This is a genomic window from Thiocapsa rosea (assembly GCF_003634315.1).
Lineage (GTDB): Bacteria > Pseudomonadota > Gammaproteobacteria > Chromatiales > Chromatiaceae > Thiocapsa > Thiocapsa rosea.
In genome coordinates, this window is the sequence record NZ_RBXL01000001.1 from 2,436,853 (window position 1) to 2,459,010 (window position 22,158).

The window sequence follows — 22,158 nt, forward strand, 5'->3', positions numbered from 1 at the left end:
CGACAACGACAACGACAACGACACTGCTCGATTAGAGGGGCGCGCGCCGCAGCTCATGCACGGTGACCTCGGGTAGGCAGTTGAGTCTGGCGTTGACCACCGAGGTGCCGGCACCGACCGACGTGTAGCCGGTCAGCGGGCCGTAGCGCCAGGATCCCGACGCCATGGCGCGGGGACACCGGGCGTCCCAGACGACGGGGATGCCGCCGGGAAGACAGATCTGGCCGCCGTGAGTATGACCGCTCAGCATCAGGTCGAACCCGGCATGTGCGGCCAGACGGTAGATCTCGGGGGTGTGCGAGAGGAGGATGGAGACGGCCTCGTCCGGGATCTCGGCGGAGGCGCGGTCGATGTTGTGGACCTGATAGTAATGGGCATCGTCCACGCCGGCGAGGTGGATCAACTGGCCATCGCGTTCGATGACGACCGCCTCGTTCAGCAGCAATCGAATCCCGAGCGCCTCCAAGCCCGGTACCAGACGCAGGGTGTCGTGGTTGCCGAGCACGCCGTAGACCGGCCCCTTGAGCTGGAGTCGGATCGTCGCCATGCCTGAAAGAACGCGGTCGATCGGCCCGAAGGTGCGGGCGCGATAGTCGCCGGTCAGAACGCATAGGTCGTAATGCAAGGCGCGGACGCATTCGCTGATGGCGTGGGTGTTGCGGTCCTCCATGTCCACGTGCAGATCGGTGAGATGCAGGATGCGAAAGCCTTCGAAAGCCGAGGGAAGGTTCGCGACGGCGACGCGGTGGTGTTTCACCTGGAGGTTGCGGGCGTTGCGCTGAGCGCGTCCGTAGAGTCCGCTGATCCGCAAGCAGGTGCGAATTGCGCCGTGAACCGAGTACCAATTCTCGGGGTAGAAGAAGTGTGCGCCGGGGCGGCGCAGCACGAAGACCTCGTGGTCGCCCTCCAGCCCCAGACGTTGGCGCAGGTGGGTGCGGCCGATGCGTGCCGTCAAGCCGGTGAGGTCGATACCCTCGAGATCTCGGGTCGTGTCTTCGGTGTCCATGCAGTGCTCGATGGCTTGACGGTCGTGGAAAGACGGGGTTGAGAGGTGTCCTGTCCGGGTCTGGGTTCAACCTGTTTGCGCTCGGTATATCATAAGGCAGGCCGCGAAAACGTGACCCGCATCCTACGCGCGGGCGGTGCCTTACGCCGTCCCGCAGCGGATCCGGGCGGAGAGGCTTCAGGACGATGCGAATCCAATTTCCCGAGAACCTGATCTGGGGTGCCGCCACGGCGGCCTTTCAGATCGAAGGCGCTCCCGATGTCGACGGTAAGGCGCCCTCGATCTGGGATCGCTTCACGGCGCGACCGGGGCGCGTCCAGGACGGCAGCCACGCGGGCGTCGCCTGCGATCATTATCGCCGCTACGCCGACGATTTGGATCTGATGGCGACGCTTGGCCTGGGGGCCTATCGCTTCTCGATCTCCTGGCCGCGGGTCATGAGCGGGCCGCATGCGCAGGTGAACCGGCGTGGCCTGGATTTCTACGATCGGCTGGTCGACGGGCTTCTCGAGCGCGAGATTCGGCCGTTCGCGACCCTGTATCACTGGGATCTCCCCTGGTTCGAGGAGCAGCGCGGCGGCTGGGAGGCGCGTGCGACGGCCTGGCGTTTCGCCGATTACGCCGAGGTCGTTGCACGCCGTCTCGGGGATCGCGTCAAGCACTGGGTGACCGTGAACGAGCCGTTGACGGTGGTCGCCGCGGGTTATGTGTCCGGCGACCATGCGCCCGGCCGGCGTAACCCTTTGATGGCGTTTCGCGTCGCGCATCATCTTCTGCTGGCCCACGGTGCCGCGTTGCAGCGCCTGCGCGGTGTGGTGCCGGATGCGCATGTCGGACCTGCACTGAACCTCTTCCCGGTGATCCCGCGACGGCGCGGCGATGTCCGGATCGCCGAGCGTATCGATGCGCTGGCGAACCGACTCTTCGCCGATCCCATCCTGGTCGGCAGGTACCCGAACCCGGTTCGGCGTCTGCTCTCGGCCTTCAATTGGACCTTGCGCCCGGGCGACTTGGACCTGATCGGCCAGCCGGTCGACTTCGTCGGCGTGAACCATTATTCGCGCATCATCATCGAGCGTAGCCGGCTGCCCTGGCTCGGTTTTAGACTGGCACGCAGTCCGGATCCGAACGCGGTGCATACCGATATGGACTGGGAGATCTTCCCGCGCAGCTTTCTCGATACGCTCACCTGGCTGCGCGAGCGTTACGACAATCCGCCGGTCTACATCACCGAGAACGGCGCGGCCTTCGCAGACCGGGTCGAGGACGACGGCAGCGTGCAGGACACGGCGCGGCGCGATTATCTGGAGGCCTATCTCTTCATGCTGCGCAAGGCGCTGGATGCCGGCAGCGATGTCCGCGGCTATTTCGTGTGGAGTCTGCTGGACAATTTCGAATGGGCCTTGGGCCTCTCCAAGCGCTTCGGGCTCGTCCATGTCGACTACGACACCCTGAAACGCACACCCAAGTCCAGTGCCTACTGGTACGCATCGGTCTGCAGCACGGGCGGGTTCGATCTCCCCGAGCCCATGTACCGCTCCTTGCTCACCACGGCGCTCGACGACTCGCTCGATCTCATCGAAGAGCATGACCTCGCGAGGGCAACACCATGAAGGCAAGCGTCATCATTCCCGCGTTGAACGAGTCCAGCCTGCTGCCCAAGCTGCTCGATCGGCTCGACCGGCAGACCTTTCGCGACTTCGAGATCATCGTCGCGGACGCCGGCTCGACCGACGGCACGCGCGAGATCTGTCGCTCGCGCGGCGTGACCCTCGTCGACGGGGGGATGCCGGCGGTCGGCCGCAACCGTGGCGCGGCCGTCGCACAAGGCGCGCGTCTGTTCTTTTTCGACGCCGATGTCCTGCCTCCGGATGACTTTATGCAGAAGGCGCTCAAGGAAATGGACGCCGAAAGCATGCGGCTTGCCACCTGTTGGTTCGAGCCGGATTCGGAGAATCCGCTCGACGAGCTGCTCTTCGAGCTCGCCAACTATTTTGTCAAGCTCAATCTCAAGACGGATCCGCATGCCGGCGGATTCGCGATCTTCGTCGATCGCGAGCTCTTCGACCGCGTCGGGGGATTCGACGAGTCGCTGCGTCTCGCCGAGGATCACGACTTCGTCAAGCGTGCTGCCCGGCATGCGTCCCTGCACATGCTCGAGTCGACCCGGATCAGGATGAGCGTGCGCCGCTTGAACAAGGACGGGCGCTTCAGCTACAGCGCCAAGTGTGTTCAGGTCGAGCTGTACCGCCTCTTCAAGGGCGAGGTCACCGAAGATATCGTCGACTACGGTTTCGGCTACGAGGAAAAGGACAAGGCCGGTGGAGCGGACGAGGCCCTGAAACGTCTAAGCGAGCGGATGGAGCAGTGGCGAAACGAGCACGCTGCAACGATCCGTCGGCTCTCCAAGGGGGTGACCCCGGAGGTTCAGGACGCCATGGCCGAGATCAGACGCAATTTCGACACCCTGAAAGAGTCCGTCCGGGCCTATCTCTCGCGCTGAGGCGATCTTAAACCGCGCCCGGTGCGGTATGCGTCGTTTGTCGGATTGGCTTGGCCGCGCCAGCTCCGACAACGGTCGGAGTTGGCGCGGTTTAAGGTATTAAAAAATATTAGATTTTAAACCGCGTCACCACAAAGTTCGGAGAAATCCTTAAGCCCGACACGAAATGAAAATGGCGTATTTCACTCTGGACGCGGTTTAGCCCTTGTCTCGCTTCGGCTCCTCGGCAGCGGTCTGCGCCGCCGAGTCGTCTTCGTGCTCGGCCTCCGGCTTCTCGGCGCCGGGGGTCGGCTGCTTCAGCGCCTTCATCTGGGAGTAGGCAAACCAGAAGAGGCCGCCTGCGATCAACACAACCTCGATTCCCTTAACGGCTCCGGCTGACATTCGTGCGTCTCCTGTCGGTATTGGTTGGGTGTGCAAACACTGGGCAAGACCGGCTTCGGTCTTATCCGCTAAGTTTGCGGATACCGAACAAAATCAAGAACTGTGCATAAGATAAAAGACCCGCGGTGCCTCTGGCGCGGTTTCAATCCCGGGCCGTCAAGCCCGAAAGGGCAAAATGACCATGTTCTGAAAATAGTATTTCTTGTCTCTGTTCAGGTCGCCCTAATACTTGACCGCGTCGGTAGGTAAATGTGGTAGCTGCGCGATCTCGACGTCGCGTTCGCTACCGACGCAGTCCTTCAACTCGTTCAAACAACGCAGAGGAATTCGACCATGAGCAACGAAAAGGCACCCGAGACGAATCCCTGGACCATCGCCGTCGTTCTGGCCGTGGCCCTGGGGCCGCTGACCGCCCTCGCACTCGGGAGCAAGTACGCGGACGAGGAGACCCGCGAACGGGCGCGCGCCGGACTGGTCAACGCGACGCCGACCGATTCACTCAATGCATATGACGCGACGCGTGCGCCCGGTTACGTCTCGGAGAAGACGCTCGGCGACATCACCGGTGGCTCGGCGATCTTCAGTCAGCTGCAGGCGGCCATCAAGGCGGCGGGTTCCGAGGCCATGCTCGAGGGCGAAGGCCCCTACACGGTCTTCGCACCCAGCAACGAGGCGTTCGCGCGGGTACCGAGGGAGCAGCTCGAAGCCCTGATGTCGGATCCCGTGGCACTCCAGTCGCTGATCTCCGCACACATCGCCCCGGGTCGCCTGAGCGCGACCCAGATGATGCAGGGTCTGACGACCACCAATCTCGCCGGAGAGATGGTACCGGTCGGCGTGAAGGGCAATCTGAAGGTGGGTGATGCGACCGTGTCGCAGTCGATCGTCGCCAAGAACGGTATCGTCCATGTGATTGATCGCGTGATGCTCTAATCGGATCGGGCGGGTCAGCCGCCCGTGTGACCTCGAAGGGCGTGCCGACGCGGTATGGACTGCGCGGTGCGCCCTTTTTGTTGCACCTCAACCGCGCGCGGTGCGGTTTAGGATGATCGAGCCCGCGACTTCAGAGACGCCGGCTTGGTCAAGGCGGACTCCTGCGGATCGGCCCCCGGCTCGATGACCTGTCTTCGGAGCAGGGCCTCGATGTGATCGGCCGGTTCGGGTCGGCAGAACAGGTAGCCCTGACCCTCCCGGCAGCCGTGATCGATAAGAAAGGCTCTCTGAGCCTCGGTCTCGACCCCTTCGGCGATGACCTTGAGACCGAGGTTCGCACCCAGGCCGATGATCGCCTTGACGATCGTCTCGGCTTGAGGCTCCCCGGGTCCTCCTCTGCCGATCTCGGCGAGGAACGAGCGGTCGATCTTCAGCGTCTGCACCGGCAGGCGGTTCAGGTAGCTCAAGGAGGCGTAGCCGGTCCCGAAATCATCGATCGCGAGTGTAAATCCGTGGTCGTGCAACTGCGACAAAACCTCCACCGCTCGGTCGATCGAGCGCATGGCTGCGCTCTCCGTGACCTCGATCTCCAAGAGGCCCGGATCGATCCCGACCTCGGCTGCTGTCTTCGAGACCCGCTCGGCAAGCCCATCCTGATACAACTCGGCGGCGCTGAGATTCAGCGCCATCGGCACCGGGGAAATCCCGGCCCTGCGCCAAGCGGCGATCTGCTCGCAGGCGAGCCGTACGACGATGGGTCCGATGAACAGGATCAATCCACTGGACTCGGCGATCGGGATGAAGCGATCCGGCGGAATCAACCCGAGCTCCGGGTGATTCCATCGCACCAAGGCTTCCAAGCCCCGAATGCGGCCGGTGACGATGTCGACACGCGGCTGGTAATGAAGCAGCAGCTCATCACGATCGATCGCACGGCGCAGGGCCTGCTCGAGCCGAAACTGTTCCTGCAGATCATCGTTCAAGGCCGAGGTAAAGAACCGATGGAGCCCGCGGCCTTCCATTTTTGCGCCGTGCAGCGCGGTGTCGGCATGACTGATCAGCTCTTCGGCCGTGCTCGCGTCCTCCGGATAGAGTGCGATGCCGATGCTGCAGCTCACCACGACGCCCTGCTCGCCGAGGGCGATCGGTTGGGCCAGCGCGTCGCGAATGCGATCGGCAAGCAGTGCGGCGTCATCGGCCCGCCGCAACCCGGTGGCCAGGGCGATGAAGTTGTCGCCGCTGAATCGGGCCAGGGTATCCTCGTCGCGCAGGAGCGGCTGCCAGCGTTCGGCCACTGCGCGCAACAGCTCATCGCCCGCCGGGTGACCGAGCGAGTCGTTCACGGACCTCAGGTCGTCGACGTCGATCGAGAGGAGCGCGAGAATCCTGTCGGAATGTCGCGCGGCGATCAGGGCCTGCTCGACGCGCTCGCGCATCGATGTCCGATTGGGCAGGCCGGTCAGCGGATCGTACTGGGCCAGATAGCTGACCTGCTGCGAGAGTGCCTTGCGGTCGCTGATATCCTCGGCCAGCTTGACGTAGTGAGTGATCAGGCCCTGCTCGTTGCGCAACGGCGTGATGTGGGCGTACTCCCAATAGGAGTCGCCGGACTTCTTGCGATTCTGGATTTCTCCGGTCCAGACCTCGCCGTGTTGCAGCGCGCTCCAAATCTCCGAATCCGCGTTCGCGGTCAGCGTCGCCGGTTCAAGCATATCCACCGGTTGACCGAGGACCTCCTGCGGCCGATACCCGGTGCTCTCGCAGAAGCGTGCGTTGACGTACTCGATCGTCCCCGCGATGTCGGTGATCAGCACGATGCTCGGGCTTTGCTCGACCACCAAGGCAAGCCGCTCGATCTCGGCCTTGCGCGACTTGTGCTCGGTGACATCCAGGAGGCCGCCGTAGAGTCGACGCGCCGTCGGATCGGTGTCTTCGGCGACGCATTCGGTCGTGGCGCGGAGCCAGCGTACCGCCCCGTCCTTCCGACGCAGACGCAGCTCGCAATCGGCCCTGGTCCCCGGGACGAGTCCGGCAACCTTGTCGTTGAAGATCCCGACATCCTCGTCGATGACTAAACGGCGCCAGCATCCCATCTCCAGCACCTCGGCCAAGGCGTAGCCAGTCAGTGCTTCGACCGAATCGGTCATCCAGTCGATCCGGAATCCATCGCCTGGATGCTCCACACAAGAGTAGGCGACGTCGCTCATCATGGCCGTGACGCGCCGATAGAGGTTCTCGCTGGCCGCCAGACCGACCTCGGACGCAGTCCTGAGCAAGGCTGCGGCGACCACCTCGCCGATCACCTGCAACACCCGAATTTCATCGGCGTTCCAGTCGTGCAGCTGCCTGACCGTTTCGATCCCGAGCGCACCCCAGACATGGCCATGGCTGGACATGGGCACGCTCACGGCCGACCGGACGGATTCACGCTCGAGCTCCGCGCGTTCCCTCGCAGCCTCGTCCGGGAGCGCCGAGACATCCGGGATCGAGACGGGTGTGCGGGTGCGCAGCTGCTCGGCCCACCAGGGAAACCGCTTGAGGGAGATCCCCTGGAAGTCCTGGATGAAGGGTTCGATACCCGCTGCACACCACTCATGGGTCATCTCCACGCTCGCGTATTCGTCCTCCAATCGGAATAGGTAGCAGCGATCGACGTCGAACACGGTGCCGATCCGTTCGAGTACCCAGCCGACGATGGGCTCGAGCGTATCGCCGGTGGCGTCGATGAAGCGTGACGAGACCTGAGCGACCAGAACCTGCAAATCCAATTGGCGTTTCAGCCCCCGTTCTGCCAGCTCGCGCTCGGTGACATCGGTTACGATCCCGTGAAAATAGACGAGGGTCCCGTCCGGGCCGAAGACGCCGCGCGTCTCCTCCTCGACCCAATGCTCGGAGCCATCCGCCCAACAGACCCGGTAGGTCTGCCGGAAGACGTCGCGCTGCTCTTGGGCAAAGGTCTCGAAGGCCGCGACCAAGCGGTCGCAGTCTTGCGGATGAACGAGATCCAGGTAGGTCAATCGCCGTGCGAGAAGCTGCTCGAACGGATAGCCCCAACGGCGAACGTTCGGCGAGGCGTAGATGACCGGCCAACCCGGCTCCGGCGCCCAATGAAATGCGATCGTCGAGCTTGCATCGATGACCTCGGAGGCCATGCCGAGGTCCGTTTCGAGCGCGACCTTGTCGGTCACGTCCAGATTCGAGCCGCGGTGTCCGAGCGCGCGTCCGCCGTCGCCGCTGACCGGGACGCATAGATGCTCGATCCAACGCAGCTCGCCCGTGCGGGTGTAGATGCGAAACCGCAGCGGTTTGAACCGATGGGTCGTCTGCGTGCCGTGGAGATGCGTGAGATAGGTTTGGCGGTCGTCCGGATGGATGATCCGCGACAAGAGATCCGCGTCCTTCAGGAAGGCGGCTGCCGGGTAGCCGGTGATCCGCGCGCAGGCCGGGGAGACATAGCGAAAGCGTCCGTCCTCGCCCATCCAGTAGGCCCAGTCCGGTGCGAAATCGGCGACGATGTGATAGCGCTCTTCCTGAATGCGCAGGCGCCGGTTGGCGGCGACCAGATCCTCGCGCTGCGCGACCTGCTCGGTTTGATCGACAAGGTTGCAGATGATCTCGGCTTCGTTGCCTTCCATCTCCGGTAGACGGATCAGACGCAGATCGGCCGTCAGGATGTTGTCCCCCTGACCCCGCAGGGGAATCTCCCTGCAATCCGCGCGGCCGGTCTTGAGGGCATCGAGCATGGCGTTTTCGAGCAGTCTCGTCTGACCCTCGACGGCGAGATGGATGAAAAGCCGACGATCGAACGGCAGCATGCGTTGCGCCGCCGCGTTGCCTTCCTTCACGCGCCCTTGGGCGTTGATCAGCAGGACCGGGAAGGGCAGCTCGCGATAGAGCCGGGTGAAGCGTGCGAGTGCACGCTCGGTGAACTGCCGGCTGTCGTTCAGCGCCTGTTGCTGGATGTACAGCTCGGCATGGTAGATATGCAGCTCTTCGAGGAGCCGCTCGAAATCCAGAGTGCCCTGCTCGAAGGCATCGATGGACTCGTCGAACGAATGGTCGTGCAGGATCCGGCGCGCACGTTCGCGCAGATCCGTCATCTCGGCGGCGCCGAATTTATGTGTCGTCATCTCGTCGTCACGCCTCGCCGAGCGCCCCCGTGGCCCTCGTAACAGGATGCTGCGGCTCTTCGCCCGCCCTCGGACGGTCGCATGCCGCGATAGGCCCTCCGGCCTTGCTCTTAAGCCCCGCCTCGTCGCTGATCCGAGCCCCACGGTGGATTAAACCGCGCCCGCTGCGGTATGCGTCATTCGTTGGAATGGCTTGGCCGCGCCGGTTCCGACGACTGTCGGAGCCGGCGCGGTTTAGCGCCGTATGGACAAGCGCAGCGCAGTCCACCAGCCCCGGCGCCGGGCTCGATGGACGTCGCTCTCGCTCGTCCACCCTACCGGTTATCGAGCGAGGCCGGCTCGCCGGTCCGAGCCGGCGTGGTATGCGCAATGATAGGCCCATCGTGAACGATTCATGAACTGTCCGTGATCTTCCGGGCCGGCCGAGTCAAGACAAAAGCCGCAAAACCGCTTCCGGCGGTACCGGCGGGCTGAAAAGATAGCCTTGCGCACGGCGGCAGCCGACCCCGAGCAGAAACCGTCGCTGTGCTTCGGTCTCGACGCCCTCCGCGAGGACATCGAATCCGAGACTGTTGCCGAGCGTGGTGACGGCGGTGACGATGGCCGCGCTGGCGGGGTCGTCCGGAAGTCCGCTGATGAAGCTTCGGTCGATCTTGAGTGTATCGAATGGCAGGCCCTTGAGATAGGCGAGCGAGGAATACCCCGTCCCGAAATCATCCATCGCCAAGGCGATCCCCAACTGCTTGAGAGCGCCGAGCAGCCGTGGCGCGTCCTCGCGCAGATCCATGACGAAGGTCTCGGTCAGCTCCAGTTCGAGACGTGCGGCGTCCAGTCCGGTGTCGTGCAGGATGGAGGCGAGCGTTTGTGCGAAATCGCTGCGCTGGATCTGAATACCGGAGACGTTCACGGCGATGCGTCCGAACGGGATCCCCGCGGTCTCCCACTCGCGTGCCTGGAGGCAAGCCCGTCGCAACACCCATGCGCCGAGAGGGATGATGAGTCCGGTCTCTTCGGCCAACCGAATGAAGCTGTCCGGAAAGACCATGCCGCGCTCGGGATGCTGCCAACGCACCAAAACCTCGAGGCCGCTTACCCGTCGGCTTGCGGTGTCGACCAACGGCTGGTAATGCAGGCGCAACTCGTTGCGCTCGATCGCGCGGTTAAGCTCCGAGGTCAAGGTCACGCGCTCACGCGCATAGTCCGTCAGGCCGCGCGCATAGTGGCGATAGCCGTTGCCGCCGGCCTCGCGGGCCTGGTAGAGGGCGGCGTCGCAGTTCTGCAGGAGCTCGGAGACGTCGGTGCCGTCCTCGGGATAGATGGCGATCCCGATGCTCGCACTCATGAAGAGCTCTGCGCCCTTGACCGTGAAGGGTTTGTTCAGGCTCTCGCGGATGCGCTCCGCCATCAGCGCGGCACGGGTGTCGATGTCCTCGTCGCACTCGATCAACAGGGCGAGCTCGTCGCCGCTCAGCCGTGCGACGGTTTCGTCGATGCGCACCAGCGCGGTCAGGCGCTTGGCCACCTCGCGCAGCGCAAGGTCGCCGACCGCGTGCCCGAGGCTGTCGTTGATGTGCCTGAAACCGTCGATGTCGACCAAGAGCATGCCGACACGGGCTCGGCTCGTGCTTGCGCGCAGCAGCGCCTGTTCCAAGCGGGTGCGGAACAGCAGCCGGTTGGGAAGGTCGGTGAGCGGATCGCGGTGCGCCAGGCGCTCGATCTGTGCCTCGGAGCGTTTGACGTCGCTCAGATCCGAGAAGACGCCGACATAGTGCGTCGTTTGGCCCAGCTCCGAGCGCACGGCATTGATGTTGACCCACTGCGGATAGATCTCTCCGTCTTTGCGGCGGTTCCAGACCTCGCCGCGCCAGTGGCCTCGGTCGAGCAGTGCCCGCCACATCTCCTCGTAGAAGGGTTGCTCGTGCTTTCCGGACTTGAGCAGGCTCGGGTTGCGACCCAACGCCTCCTCTGTGCTGTAGCCGTTGATCTCGGTGAAGGCCGGATTGACCGCGATGATCGTCGGGGTCGTGTCCGTGATGATCACGCCCTCGCTGGTATTTTCGAAGACGGCCGCCGAGAGGCGCAGGCGCTCCTCGGCGGCCTTGCGATCGGTGATATCCTGAAAGGCGCCTTGCACGTGCGTGATGCGGCCCGAGATGTCGCGAACCGCGGCACCGATGGTCCGCACCCAGACCCGCCGACCCTTCGCCGTGATGATCTGCAGTTCCTCGTCGTAGCCGATACCCTCGCGTGCGCAGGCCGTGAAGACGTGTGTGATGCGCTCGCGCCATTCGGGGGCATAATAAGAAATGCCGTCCTCCACGCGGACCACCGTGCCCGGCGGGTCCTCGTGAATGCGGCAGACCTCGTCCGACCAAGTCACCCGGTTGGCGAGGAGGTCGACATCCCATCCGCCGATCCGCGCGAGGTTCGCGGCCATTCGGATGAGACGTTCGCGGTCATTGAGCTTGGCCTCCGCGAGCTTGTGCACGGTGACGTCGCGCAGATAGACCACGGACACATCCTGTCCGTCCATCGCCATCTCGACGCAGCGCATGTCCGCCGACACGATCCCGCCGGCGCGCGGAATCTCGATCTCGGTCGGCTCGTCCGGGATCACGACGAAGCCGAAATCCGCGCCCACGAGCGCCTCGGTCGGGAGCTCGAAGAGGCGTTCAGCTGCTGCATTCGCGTAGCCAATCACGCCCTGATGGTCCAGCACCAAGATGGCGTCCGAGGCCAGGGCCACGATCTGCTCGAACTGAACCCAATCCCGACTCATCTGATCTCCCGAAGATCCAGACCCACCAAGACCTTCTCGCGTTCGCAGAGGTCACCGACGACGCGCCTGACCGGCGGGGGCAACTTCTTGATCACGACAGGCGTGGCCAGGATGCGCTCATCCTCGGCCACTTGCGGATGCTCCAGGATGTCGATGACCTCGATCTCGAGCTGCAGATCCTCGCGGCCGATGTCCAGGACAATGCGCTCCAGGTTGTGGATGGCACGATCGGCGGCAGCCGTGTGGCCCGCGATATAGAGCCTTAGCACTTGTACGGTCATGCGCGTCCTCGACCGATGGCTGCGCGGGCCCGCTCGCTGGCGGCCAGCCGTTGCTCGATCCGAGCGACCTGCCGGTCGAGATCCGCCGCCTTGGCCTCCTGCTCCGCGCGCATCAGTCGCTCGCTTGCAGCCTGGAGCTCGTCCAGATCCGTGCGCAACCGGCGTGCCCGATCGAGCTCCAAGTGCAGTTGCCCGATCGTCTCCTCATCCTCCGTCTGACGGGCCAGGCGTGCGGTTCCGTAGACGATCCCGCCCTCGCCGATATAGGGGTCTTCGATCCGCAGCCCCGTGCCGGTGATGCGGAACTCCTTGACTTGATCCGAGATCGGTAGGCCCCGTGCCTTGACGACGTGGATCAGCCGGTTCATCTCGCCGTTATGCTCGTGGCGGCGCAATTTGATCCAGACATCGATCATCGATGAGACGTCCAGATGACTGACCCCTTGGCTGTCGTCGCTGAGCAGCTCCGTGGCCACGGCCGTGATGCCTTCTTCCTTGATGAGGTGCAGCAGACGCAGCAGGATCTCCTTCGCACCCAGCTCATCGCCTCGCCCGGCGAGGCTGCTGACCGGGTCGAGCACGACGAGCGCCGGGCGATGACGTTTGATCAGATGCATCACGCGCATCAGATGCTCCTCCAGCCCCAGCTCGACAGCCCGGATCGGCAGCATGACCAAGGTTCCCCGGTCGTCGTCGGCGAGATACCGCCCAATGTCGATCCCGAGACTGCGCTGGTTGCGGGTGAGCTCGGCCACGCTCTCCTCGAAACTGAGATAGAGCACGGGTATTCCGGCCGCGCAGGCCGCTTGGGTCAGGCTGCAGGCAATGCTGGTCTTGCCGGTTCCGGCTTGGCCGGAGAGCAGGATGGTAGAGCCCTGATACAGGCCTTGTCCGCCGAGCATGGCATCCAGGCCGGGAATCCCGGTCGACAGGCGTTGCTCCGAAACCGGAGCCCCGAGGACCGAGCCGGTGACCGGTACCAGGAAGAGTCCGTCGGTGTTCAGTAGGAAGGGATATTCGTTGGTTCCATGTCCCCGGCCGCGTCGCTTGACGACCCGCAGGACGCGTGTCATCACGCGGTGACTCACCTCTTGCTTCAGGGCGATCACGCAATCGGCGATGTAGTCTTCGAGGCCATAGCGCGCGCTGAACTGCGCGTGCTCGCCGGTGGTGATGAGACTGGTGACTCCGCGGTCGCGAATCCAGTCGAACACCCGGGTCAGCTCGGCGCGCAGGCTCTGCGAGCTTTCGAAGCCGGCCTCCATGGCGTCGATCGCATCCACGACCAGACGCGTTGCGCCCGTGCTATCCAAGGCATGGCCGATTCGGGCGAGGATCGCGGTCAGCTCGATGGTGTCGCCGACCTGCACCTCGTTGCGATCCGGGCGCATGTCGAGGATTCGCAGGTGCCCCTCGGCACGATGACGCCGGGCGGGAAAGCCGAAGCCCTCGGCGTGCTCCAACAAGGCATCGGGCGACTCGTCGAAGGTCACCAGCACGCCCTTGTCTCCGGCGGCGATCCCCTTGCAGAGAAAGGTCAGTGCGATGACGGTCTTGCCGGTGCCGGCAGCGCCGCGCAGCAGGGTGGGGCGCCCGGCCGGGAGACCGCCTTGAAGGACGAAATCGAGCCCTTCGATGCCGGTGGGGATCGGGTGCTTGCCCATGGATTCTTCGGCCAAGTCCGATGCTGGAACGCGGGCGTTGCTCGGCGGTGTGGTCATGGCGACCTTCGTGTCTCTTGTCGTAGCGATGTTAAGCCGCGTCCGGCGCGGTATGCGCTGTTTTTGGATGGGATCGGCCTCGGAAGACTTGACGGTCGCTGCAGCCGGCGCGGTTTAAGAGATTAAAAAATATAAAATTCTAAACCGCGTCCCCGCTATGGGCCGTGGATGCACCCAACGTCGAACTCACGCGAAAGTGAGCATCTCGCTCTGGACGCGGTTTAGTGGCCGTGGAGGCACCAAACGTCGAGCCCACTCGAAAAGGAGCCTCTCGCTCCGGACGTGGTTGAATAACACGATCAGGAGCCTGGCTCGGGCGCGGATGCCGTTCGATCGGCCGACAGACGCACGCCCCCCTCCATCATGGACCAACTCTCCAGGAAGGCCGCTGCCGCCAAGGGTCGACCATACAGGTAACCCTGCCCTTCGTCGCAGAATTCATCGCGCAGGAAATCATGCTGTGCGCGGGTCTCGATGCCCTCGGCGATGACCCCGAGTCCGAGACTGCGCCCCAACGCGATCACTGCGCGGGCGATTGCCTCGTCGTCGCGATCCTCGCCGAGTCGCTCGATGAAGGACTTGTCCATCTTCAGGCGGTTGAGGGGAAGCCGTTTCAGGTGAGCCAGGGATGAATGTCCCGTGCCGAAGTCGTCCAGCGCCAGGATCACGCCGAGTGCGCGCAAGGCATCGAGTGTGGTCACGGCGAGATCCAGGCGTCGCATGATCATGGACTCGGTGACCTCCAGCTCCAGACGATCCGGCGCCAAGCCGGTGCGTTCAAGCGTGCGGCGGACCCGGTTCACCAGGTCGGTGCGCTCGATCTCGCGCATCGGCAGATTCACGGCGAGACGCGGTACCCGGAAGCCGGCCTGATCCCAGAGAATGAGCTGACGGCAGGCCTGCTCGAGGACCCAGGCGGTGAGATCGCCGATCAGGCCGCTGTCTTCGGCCACCGGGATGAATTGATCGGGGGCGACCAGACCCAAACGCGGGTGCTGCCAGCGGCACAGCGCCTCCACACCGCGCAGACTGCAGTCGCTCAGGGCGACCTGCGGCTGGTAGTGGAGCAGCATCTCGTTGCGCGCCAAGGCCCCGCGCAGCTCGTGCTCCATACGCAGACGCTCCGCGGCGCCCGCCGACATGGCGGGTTCGTAGAAATTAAAGCCGTTGCGGCCGTTTTCCTTGGCCCGATACATGGCGATATCGGCATGGCGCAGGAGTGTGTCTATGTCCGCGCCGTCCTCCGGATAGAGGCTGATCCCGATACTGGCGGTGACATAGAGTTCGCGGGTCTCGGTCGCGAACGGCTGATCCAGCGTCCCGAGGAGACGCCGCGCGAATCTGGCCGCGAAGCGCGGATTGCCCACATCGTCCATGATGACCACGAATTCGTCTCCGCCGAGGCGCGCGATGGTGTCGGAGGAACGGACCTGCGTGGCGAGTGCTGCGGCAACCCGTTCGAGCAGCTGGTCGCCCACCGAATGACCGAGGCTGTCGTTGACGTATTTGAAACGGTCCAGATCCAGGAACAGCAGGGCGACATGCGCGCCGCTGCGCGCCGCGCGTTGCAGACACAGCTCCAGGCGTGCGCGAAAGAGGCTCCGGTTTGCCAGACCCGTCAAAGGGTCGTGGTGGGCCAGGAACTCCAGTTGCTCCTCGGAGCGTTTGAGGTGGCTGATGTCCTGAATCGTACCCTGGAGCTTGGTCACGCGCCCCCCCTCGCAGATGGGTTGACAGGTCGCCTGGACCCAGATCGCACGGCCCTTGGCGGTGGTCATGCGCAGTTGCAGGTCATAGGGCTCGGCATGGGCGATCGCCCGGTCGATGCGATGCTCGAGCAATTGGCGGTCCTCGGGACTGAAGAAGGCCAACGCCTCGGTCAGGGACGGATCATCCGACGGGGACAGGTCGTGGATGCGATAGGTCATGTCGGTCCAGCGCACCTGGCCGGTCGACACGTCCATCTCCCAGCCGCCGACCTTTGCGATCCTTCCGGTGGCGTCGAGAAAGCGTTCGCTGCGGCGCAATCGCTCGGTCGCCTCGGCGAGGGCGCGACGTTGGCGCACGGTCTCGGTGCGATCCACGATCGCGCAGATCGTCCTGGGTTCCTCGTCGAGGGCGCAGGGGAGCTTGGCGAGATGTAGATCCCCGACGAAGCGCTCGCCTTTCAGTGTCAGAAACCGCAGCTCGGCGAGCTCGCGCGGTTGATCGCCGGAGAGGTTCGACCAGGCGTGGATGACCTCGCCGCGGTCGCTGTCCGCGATCAGGCGTGCGAAGAAGTGCTGGTGTCCGGGGCGGTCACGTAGGCCGAAGAGCGTGCGCGCGCCTTGGTTCGACTCCTTGATCAGACCCTGTCGATCGATGACGAGTCCGGCCAAGGGCAGGCTGTTGAAGAAGGCCGAGAAGCGTGCGGCTGCGTCTTGGGCGTGCTGTTGGCTGCGTTGCAGCTCCTCGTTCTGGATCTCCAGCTCCGCCTGGTAGACGCGCAGGTTCTCGACCAACTTGGCCAATTGAAGCTCTTGGCCGTCGATGCCGGCCAGGATCTCGTCCGCGAGGTCGAAGCGCCCGCTTTCGAGCGCTTCGGCAGCCCGCACGCGCAAACGATCGACGGTCTCCTGTCCGCTTGGTGGTCGGCTGTGTTCGTGCGGGCTTCCCCGGTTGCTGTTGCGGGTGTCCGTCATGATCCCTGTCGCTGTTGGTCGCTCATCCGTGCCGGCGTCGTGTTGCGTGCGCCGAGAGCGGCCGTGCAGGCCTCTTCCGGGAGCCGCCGGGGGTCGAGCAGGATGGCGAGGTCATCCGTGTTTGTCGCCGAGAGCGCGACGAGCCCGCGCACGCAGGCCAGTTCGGACAGTGCCTCCATCAGTGCCGGCAGTGGATGGATCGCGTCTACCTGTGTGCGCCGCAGCGCGATCGGCTCCTCGATGCGCACGCCCGGGCGCTGTGCCCCGTCCGATGCTCCATCCTGCGAGGTGTGCCTGAACCGGAGCAGACGCTCGCGCGCTCCATGCGCTTGGGCCGAGGCAGGGCCGGATGGGTGGCGCGGGAGGCCGAGCAGATCGGTCAATGCGGGCACTTGAGCCTCCGAGGTTTCGGCGAGATCGGCGATGCCCAGGATATGTTCGGAGGCAACCGCAAACCTCAGCGCGCCGACGCTGAAGAGGATCAGATCGATCCCGCCGTCGTCGCGCTCCTCCGGGGCCTCGTGTTTGCGCTTCATTCGCGTCACCGCTACTCGCGCAAGAGGGCCTGAAACACCCGATCCAGATCGAGCAGGATCACGATCTGTCCCTCATGCTCGAACACCCCGGTTGCGGGTCCGCGCAAGGGCTCGGGCAAGCTCTGCGGCGGCGCCTGGATGGACTCTTCCGGCACGTCCAGCACGTCGACTACGCGGTCGACCCGCAACCCGCTGCGCATCTGCGTGCCCTGGCCGAGCAAGATGGCCGAGCGACGGTCGGACGGGGCATGCGTCATGCCCAACAGATCGCCGAGACGGACCACCGAGGCGATGTCGCCGCGGACATTGATGACGCCCTCCAAGGCCGGCGGGCAGCCCGGGACGACATGGATGGTCGTGAGCGGCAGGATCTCCACCAGCCCGCGCGCAGGGAAGGCGAGCAGGGCCTCGCCGACCACAAAGATCACGAGCTTGACCTTGGCGGTCTCGACCTCGACGACCTGTGCACCGGCTTGGCGCCGCCGATCGAGGATCATGTCGAGCTCGTCGCGATCGGAAGCGTCGGTTTCCGATACGGTTCGCTCAAGAGTCATCGGACGTCCCCGTCGATTCGGATGAAGGCTCGGGCAAGGCGTCTTCCGGTGCGGCGACCTCCACCCGGTTGCGGCCGCCTTTCTTGGCCCGATAGAGCGCTCGGTCCGCGGCCTCGGTCATGGCGTCCGGGCTGTCGAAGGTCGGAAAGTCCGATACCCCGACGCTGAAGGTGCAGCGGAACTCCTGTCCGTCCGAGAAGAAGGTCACCCCCGCGAAGCTGATGCGCAAGGCATCGAGGATGTGCTTGGCTTGCTCGACGTCCACGCCGCTCAAGACCACCGCGAACTCCTCGCCGCCGTAACGTCCGACCAGATCGTCCTCGCGCAGGCGCAGGCGAAGTGTGCGGCTCAGCGCCATCAGCACCTGATCTCCGGTCGGATGACCGTAGGTGTCGTTGACCGACTTGAAGTGATCGACGTCGATCATGGCGAAGCACAAGGACGTCCCGGCACGGCGCGCGTTTGCCACGGCGACCTCCAGGAACTGCATGATGGCGTTGTGGTTGAAGAGTCCGGTCAGGCCGTCGCGGACCATCAGCGAGTGCAGGATGCGCATGCGCTCGGCCCGCAGACCGACCTCGGCGATCAATCTGGCCGGCTCGATCGGTTTCGTCAGAAAGCCGTCGGCCCCGACTGCCAGCGCCTGATGTTGGCGCTTCAGGTCGGTCTCGGAGGAGACGTAGATGATCGGAAGGCTCACATGGCCCGGGATCTGGCGCAGGATCCGGGATAGCTCCGGGCCGGAGCAGTCCGGCATGTACATGTCCATCAGCACCAGATCGGCATCGAAGGTGTCGAGCAGACTGAGCACCTGCTCCGGATCACTCACCGCCTTGGCGACCATCCCGGCTTCTTCCAGCACCGTCGCGTGGAACTGAGCCAGCTCGCGATCGTCGTCCACCACCAGGACGTTGATCGGCTCGGGAGGATGCGGGTTGGTGAGTCGATCGAGGAATTCCAGCAGCTCGACCGTCTTGATCGGCTTGGTGCAGTAAGCGCTGCCGCCGGCACGTACCGCCTGGAGGCGCCCGCCGAAGTCGTCGCGACAGGAGATGAAGATGCAGGGGATCGCCTCGTCCGCTTCGGCCGTGAGTTCGGCCAGCATCTTCGGCCCCGCGTTCTCGTCCTCGGGAAAGACCACGTCGAGGATCATCGCCGAGGGGCGTTCGATGCCGACTGCCTCGCGCAGGTCGGCGAGGTTTGTGAAGGCACGCACGCGATAGCCGAAACAACCGAGCTGACCGGCCAGTTGCGCGGCAAGATCCGGGTCGTCGTCGCAGAGATAGACCATCCGTTGGCTGCGGTCCGCGGGTTGTCCCGGGCGTGCGTCGGGTGCTTGTCCGGATGGCGGCTCGGGCTGCGTCTCCGGCTCGGGAAGCTCGAATCCGGGAGCCACATCGGGGTCCACCTGCACATGGGCGGCGAGTGCGAGCGCGTCCAGGTCGTCCATCAGCCGCGCGAGCTCGGTCGGCAGTACGGCCTCGACGCTCCCGCCCGCGTCCATGGCGTGGCGCACCGCCTGCTCGGCGTTCTTGGCGGCATCGCTGATCTGTCGGAAGCCGAAGGTGGCGCCCGATCCCTTCAGGGTGTGGAAGAGGACGTAGAGGGCGTCGAGCCGGGCATGATCGACCTCGCCCGGGTGCAGCTCGGCGACGGCACGGCGCGCGTCGGCAAGACGCCCGGGCAGCTGCGACAGAAATGATGTGCGCAGACGCGCCTTGCGGATCTGAAAGGATTCGCCCTTGTGCGGCTCGGCGGGACTGGAGGCATTTCCCCGTTCGGCGACCATGGTGACCTCTTTTAGAGTCGGGCGACAGCCGCCGGCAACGTAGCCTCGAGCGACGCATCCTTCATCAGGCAGGCAGCGATCCCCGGCGCTTGTGCGTGGAGCGGCTCCGGGTCGTCCCCGGTCAGGAGGACGAAGGGGGTGGGAATGCCCCGATCGCGCATCTCCCGGAACAGGTCCAAACCGCTCAAGAGCGGCATGTGCATATCCGAAATGACCAGGTCGAATGCCTCGTGTTCCTCGCCGAGGGCGTCGAGTGCCTCCACGCCGCTCTCCACGAGCAGACAGTCGTGACCCTCCGCATCCAGAATGGCCTCTGCCATCGCTCCGGCGAAAGGGTCATCGTCGACGATCAAGATACGCATCGCAATGGGTCCTTAGTCACGTGTTGGAAATCGGTTGAGTAGGGAAACGAATTGTTGTCGATCTGGATTTCGATCTCGATTACGACAACGACAACGACAACGACAACGGTGGCAAAGGGATTTTCTCGTTGCTTTGTCCTACTTATTCTTGAACCGTTCGCTATAGGCTTTGTGTGATCAGCCGAGCAGATTCCGTAAGGTGTCGACGAGATTGGATTGGTCGAAATCGCCTTTGACGATATAGGCGTCGGCGCCGACCTGAATGCCCCGCTGTTTGTCCTCGCGGGTCTGACGCGAGGTGACGATGATGATCGGCGTGGAGCGGTACTTGTCATTCTCGCGCAGCTTGGCGGTGAGCGAGAAGCCATCCAGACCGGGCATCTCCACGTCGGTGAGGACCGCATCGAAGCGCCCGCCCACCGCCTTCTGCCAGCCGTCGAGACCGTCCTCGGCCAGGGTGACGCGGTAGCCGGATGCCTCGAGCACCTCTTTTTCGATCTCCCGCGTGTTCAGCGAGTCGTCCACCACCAGGATGTGCTGGCCCTGTTGTCCGTCGTGCCGGCGTGCCGAGTCCTTCACTGCCGCCTTGATTGCCTCGCCGCGGATGCGTCGTGCCGCGTCCAGCAGGGCAGGGGCCTGGAGCAGGCTGACCAGCGCGTTGGTGCCCGTGACGACCACGCCGCCGACCAGGCCGCCGAGGACACCCCGGCCGCGCATGTGCTCGGGCAGCGGCTTGAGAACCATGTCGCGCTCGTCGACGAGCTGATCCACCACCAGCCCAAGCTTCGCCTGCCGCACCCCGATGATGACGACCAAGAGGGTCTCCTCGTCGAGTCCGTGTCGCTGCCGCCCGGATGACGCGGCCGATTCGGGCAGACCCAGGAGATCGACGAGAGGAATCAGGGGGACCAGTTCGTTGCGGAGCACGACCGCCGGGCGTCCGGCGACCTGAATCGTCTCGGAGCGGGAGGTGCGGATCAGCTCGGAGACGTGAGCCGCGCTGATTCCGAAACAGTGCCCGCCGGCTTCGAGCAGCAAGATGCGCATCACCGCCAGCGAGAGCGGGAGCTTGAGCGTCAAGGTGGTTCCGGCGCCCGGTCGACTCTTGATCGAGACCGAGCCCTGCAGGTCGTCGGTGATGGCGCGCTTGACCACGTCCAACCCGACACCGCGACCCGAGACCTCGGTGATGATGGGGCTGGTGCTGAAACCGGGTTGGAAGATAAGGTCGGCGACCTGCTCGTCGGTGATCTCTTGGCTGGCGCCGGCATCGATCAGACCCTTTTGCATGGCCTTCTCGAGGATACGTGCGCGGTCGAGTCCGCGACCGTCGTCGACGATGGCGATCATCACGGCGCCGCCCTCCTGACGTGCCGAGACTCGGATCTCCCCGAGCGTCGGCTTGCCCGCCGTTAGACGCTCCTCGGTCGACTCGATGCCGTGGTCGATGGCGTTGCGCAGCAGGTGGACCAGCGCGTCGCTGAGGTGGTCGATGATCTGGCGGTCGAGCTCGATCTCGCTGCCGCTCACCTCGCATCGGATCTCCTTGCCGAGCGAGCGTCCAAGCTCGCGCGCAATCCGGGCGATCGGGTCCAGAACCGTACCCAGAGGCAGCATCCGCATACCGAGTGCGCGGTCGTTGAGCTCGCCGATGAGCCGCTCCTGATCGAGCGTCAGGTCGCGCAGATCGAGCGTGAACCTGTGCAGTGCGCGCGCAAGCTCGGCCGACTCGGCCCCCGGGTCGGCAACGGTGCGTGCGGCGCGCGTGCGCGCCGAGGCATCGAGCAGGCGTGCCTCGCCTAGGATGTGACGCAGCCGCGCCTGGTTGGAGACCATCTCGCCCATCAGTTTGACCAGGGCGTCGAGCTTGTCCATCCGCACGCGCACGCTCTCGGGTGCGCGGATGCGTGTCGCGGCCTCGGTGCCTGTCGGTTGCGGGGCCGTGGGCGCCGGGTCTGGCGCGGGTGAGGACGGCCTCGGGTTTTCGGGCGGAATGTCGCTCTGAATCGCGGCCGGGATCGAGTCAGGGAGCGAGCTTGCATCGGCAGCGGCCGAATGGTCGGGAACGGACCTCGGGCCCGGCTCCGACCAATCGCCCGCGGCGGCCCTGGCGAGCCGCTCGCACAGGGCTTGATCCGGTGGTCCGGAGGCTGCGCCTGCTCCCGATGCGGCGACCTCTTCGATCATTGCGCCGATCGTATCGACGGCGCGCATCAGGAGTGCGGCGAGCGCCGGATCGGGCTGGATCTTACCTTCACGCAGAACGCCGAGCACGTCCTCGAGATGGTGGGCGGTCTCGGCGATGCTCGCGAGCTTGAGCATCCGCGAGGATCCCTTGATGGTGTGGGCGGAGCGGAACAGGGCGTCGATCCCGTCCCGGCCGCCGCCGTCCGTCGTACCGAGCGTGGCGAGTCCGGTCTCCAGTCGGGCGATATGCTCGCGCGCCTCGTCGACGAAACGGCCGATGAATTTGGTGATGTCGAGTGCCATGACGCGGAT

The 22,158-nt window shown here is 64.7% G+C and carries 15 protein-coding genes; 3 read left to right on the forward strand and 12 right to left on the reverse strand.

Annotation, left to right across the window (positions count from 1 at the left end; translation table 11 throughout):
- Positions 1 to 31: 31 nt before the first annotated feature.
- Entirely contained in the window at positions 32 to 1,006 is a 975-nt protein-coding gene (locus BDD21_RS10795; protein WP_120797175.1) for a metallophosphoesterase, read from the reverse strand.
- 185 nt (positions 1,007 to 1,191) lie between these two features.
- Here BDD21_RS10795 and BDD21_RS10800 point away from each other — a divergent pair, with 185 nt between their 5' ends.
- Positions 1,192 to 2,619 carry a GH1 family beta-glucosidase gene (locus BDD21_RS10800; protein WP_120797176.1) on the forward strand — a complete coding sequence of 476 codons (1,428 nt, stop codon included), beginning with the start codon at positions 1,192 to 1,194 and terminating at the stop codon, positions 2,617 to 2,619.
- The gene (locus BDD21_RS10805) at positions 2,616 to 3,509 is read left to right on the forward strand and encodes a glycosyltransferase (RefSeq protein WP_120797177.1); all 894 of its coding nucleotides are present in this window, start codon (positions 2,616 to 2,618) and stop codon (positions 3,507 to 3,509) included. The genes BDD21_RS10800 and BDD21_RS10805 overlap by 4 nt, the downstream gene beginning before the upstream one ends.
- A gap of 198 nt (positions 3,510 to 3,707) precedes the next feature.
- Here BDD21_RS10805 and BDD21_RS27425 read toward each other — a convergent pair whose 3' ends face one another.
- Positions 3,708 to 3,893, reverse strand: a complete 186-nt coding sequence (locus BDD21_RS27425) for a hypothetical protein (protein WP_147431052.1) — start codon at positions 3,891 to 3,893, stop codon at positions 3,708 to 3,710.
- 333 nt (positions 3,894 to 4,226) lie between these two features.
- On the opposite strand from BDD21_RS27425, the gene BDD21_RS10810 reads away from it, so the two are divergent.
- A complete protein-coding gene (locus BDD21_RS10810; RefSeq protein WP_120797178.1) occupies positions 4,227 to 4,826 on the forward strand; it encodes a fasciclin domain-containing protein in 600 nt (199 codons plus the stop codon).
- 107 nt (positions 4,827 to 4,933) lie between these two features.
- Here the strand turns inward: BDD21_RS10810 and BDD21_RS10815 are convergent, their stop codons facing one another.
- The 10 genes from BDD21_RS10815 to BDD21_RS10860 all read right to left on the reverse strand — a co-directional run bounded on the left by BDD21_RS10815 (position 4,934) and on the right by BDD21_RS10860 (position 22,149).
- Entirely contained in the window at positions 4,934 to 8,956 is a 4,023-nt protein-coding gene (locus BDD21_RS10815) for an EAL domain-containing protein (protein WP_120797179.1), read from the reverse strand.
- A gap of 427 nt (positions 8,957 to 9,383) precedes the next feature.
- On the reverse strand, positions 9,384 to 11,735 hold the full coding sequence (locus BDD21_RS10820; RefSeq protein ID WP_120797180.1) for a sensor domain-containing protein: 2,352 nt from the start codon (positions 11,733 to 11,735) through the stop codon (positions 9,384 to 9,386).
- The gene (locus BDD21_RS10825) at positions 11,732 to 12,016 is read right to left on the reverse strand and encodes a circadian clock KaiB family protein (protein WP_120797181.1); all 285 of its coding nucleotides are present in this window, start codon (positions 12,014 to 12,016) and stop codon (positions 11,732 to 11,734) included. The genes BDD21_RS10820 and BDD21_RS10825 overlap by 4 nt, the downstream gene beginning before the upstream one ends.
- Positions 12,013 to 13,737 carry a circadian clock protein KaiC gene (gene kaiC, locus BDD21_RS10830; protein ID WP_120797182.1) on the reverse strand — a complete coding sequence of 575 codons (1,725 nt, stop codon included), beginning with the start codon at positions 13,735 to 13,737 and terminating at the stop codon, positions 12,013 to 12,015. The genes BDD21_RS10825 and kaiC overlap by 4 nt, the downstream gene beginning before the upstream one ends.
- A 299-nt stretch (positions 13,738 to 14,036) precedes the next feature.
- The gene (locus BDD21_RS10835) at positions 14,037 to 16,418 is read right to left on the reverse strand and encodes a putative bifunctional diguanylate cyclase/phosphodiesterase (RefSeq protein WP_120797183.1); all 2,382 of its coding nucleotides are present in this window, start codon (positions 16,416 to 16,418) and stop codon (positions 14,037 to 14,039) included.
- A complete protein-coding gene (locus BDD21_RS10840; RefSeq protein ID WP_120797184.1) occupies positions 16,415 to 16,954 on the reverse strand; it encodes a hypothetical protein in 540 nt (179 codons plus the stop codon). Before BDD21_RS10840 ends, BDD21_RS10835 begins: the two co-directional genes overlap by 4 nt.
- An 11-nt stretch (positions 16,955 to 16,965) precedes the next feature.
- Positions 16,966 to 17,508 (reverse strand): chemotaxis protein CheW, encoded by a 543-nt coding sequence (locus BDD21_RS10845; protein WP_120797185.1) that lies wholly within the window; start codon positions 17,506 to 17,508, stop codon positions 16,966 to 16,968.
- Positions 17,498 to 19,297, reverse strand: a complete 1,800-nt coding sequence (locus BDD21_RS10850; RefSeq protein WP_120797186.1) for a diguanylate cyclase — start codon at positions 19,295 to 19,297, stop codon at positions 17,498 to 17,500. The genes BDD21_RS10845 and BDD21_RS10850 overlap by 11 nt, the downstream gene beginning before the upstream one ends.
- 11 nt (positions 19,298 to 19,308) lie before the next feature.
- Entirely contained in the window at positions 19,309 to 19,659 is a 351-nt protein-coding gene (locus BDD21_RS10855) for a response regulator (protein ID WP_120797187.1), read from the reverse strand.
- 177 nt (positions 19,660 to 19,836) lie between these two features.
- Positions 19,837 to 22,149, reverse strand: a complete 2,313-nt coding sequence (locus tag BDD21_RS10860; RefSeq protein ID WP_120797188.1) for a hybrid sensor histidine kinase/response regulator — start codon at positions 22,147 to 22,149, stop codon at positions 19,837 to 19,839.
- Positions 22,150 to 22,158 lie beyond the last annotated feature (9 nt).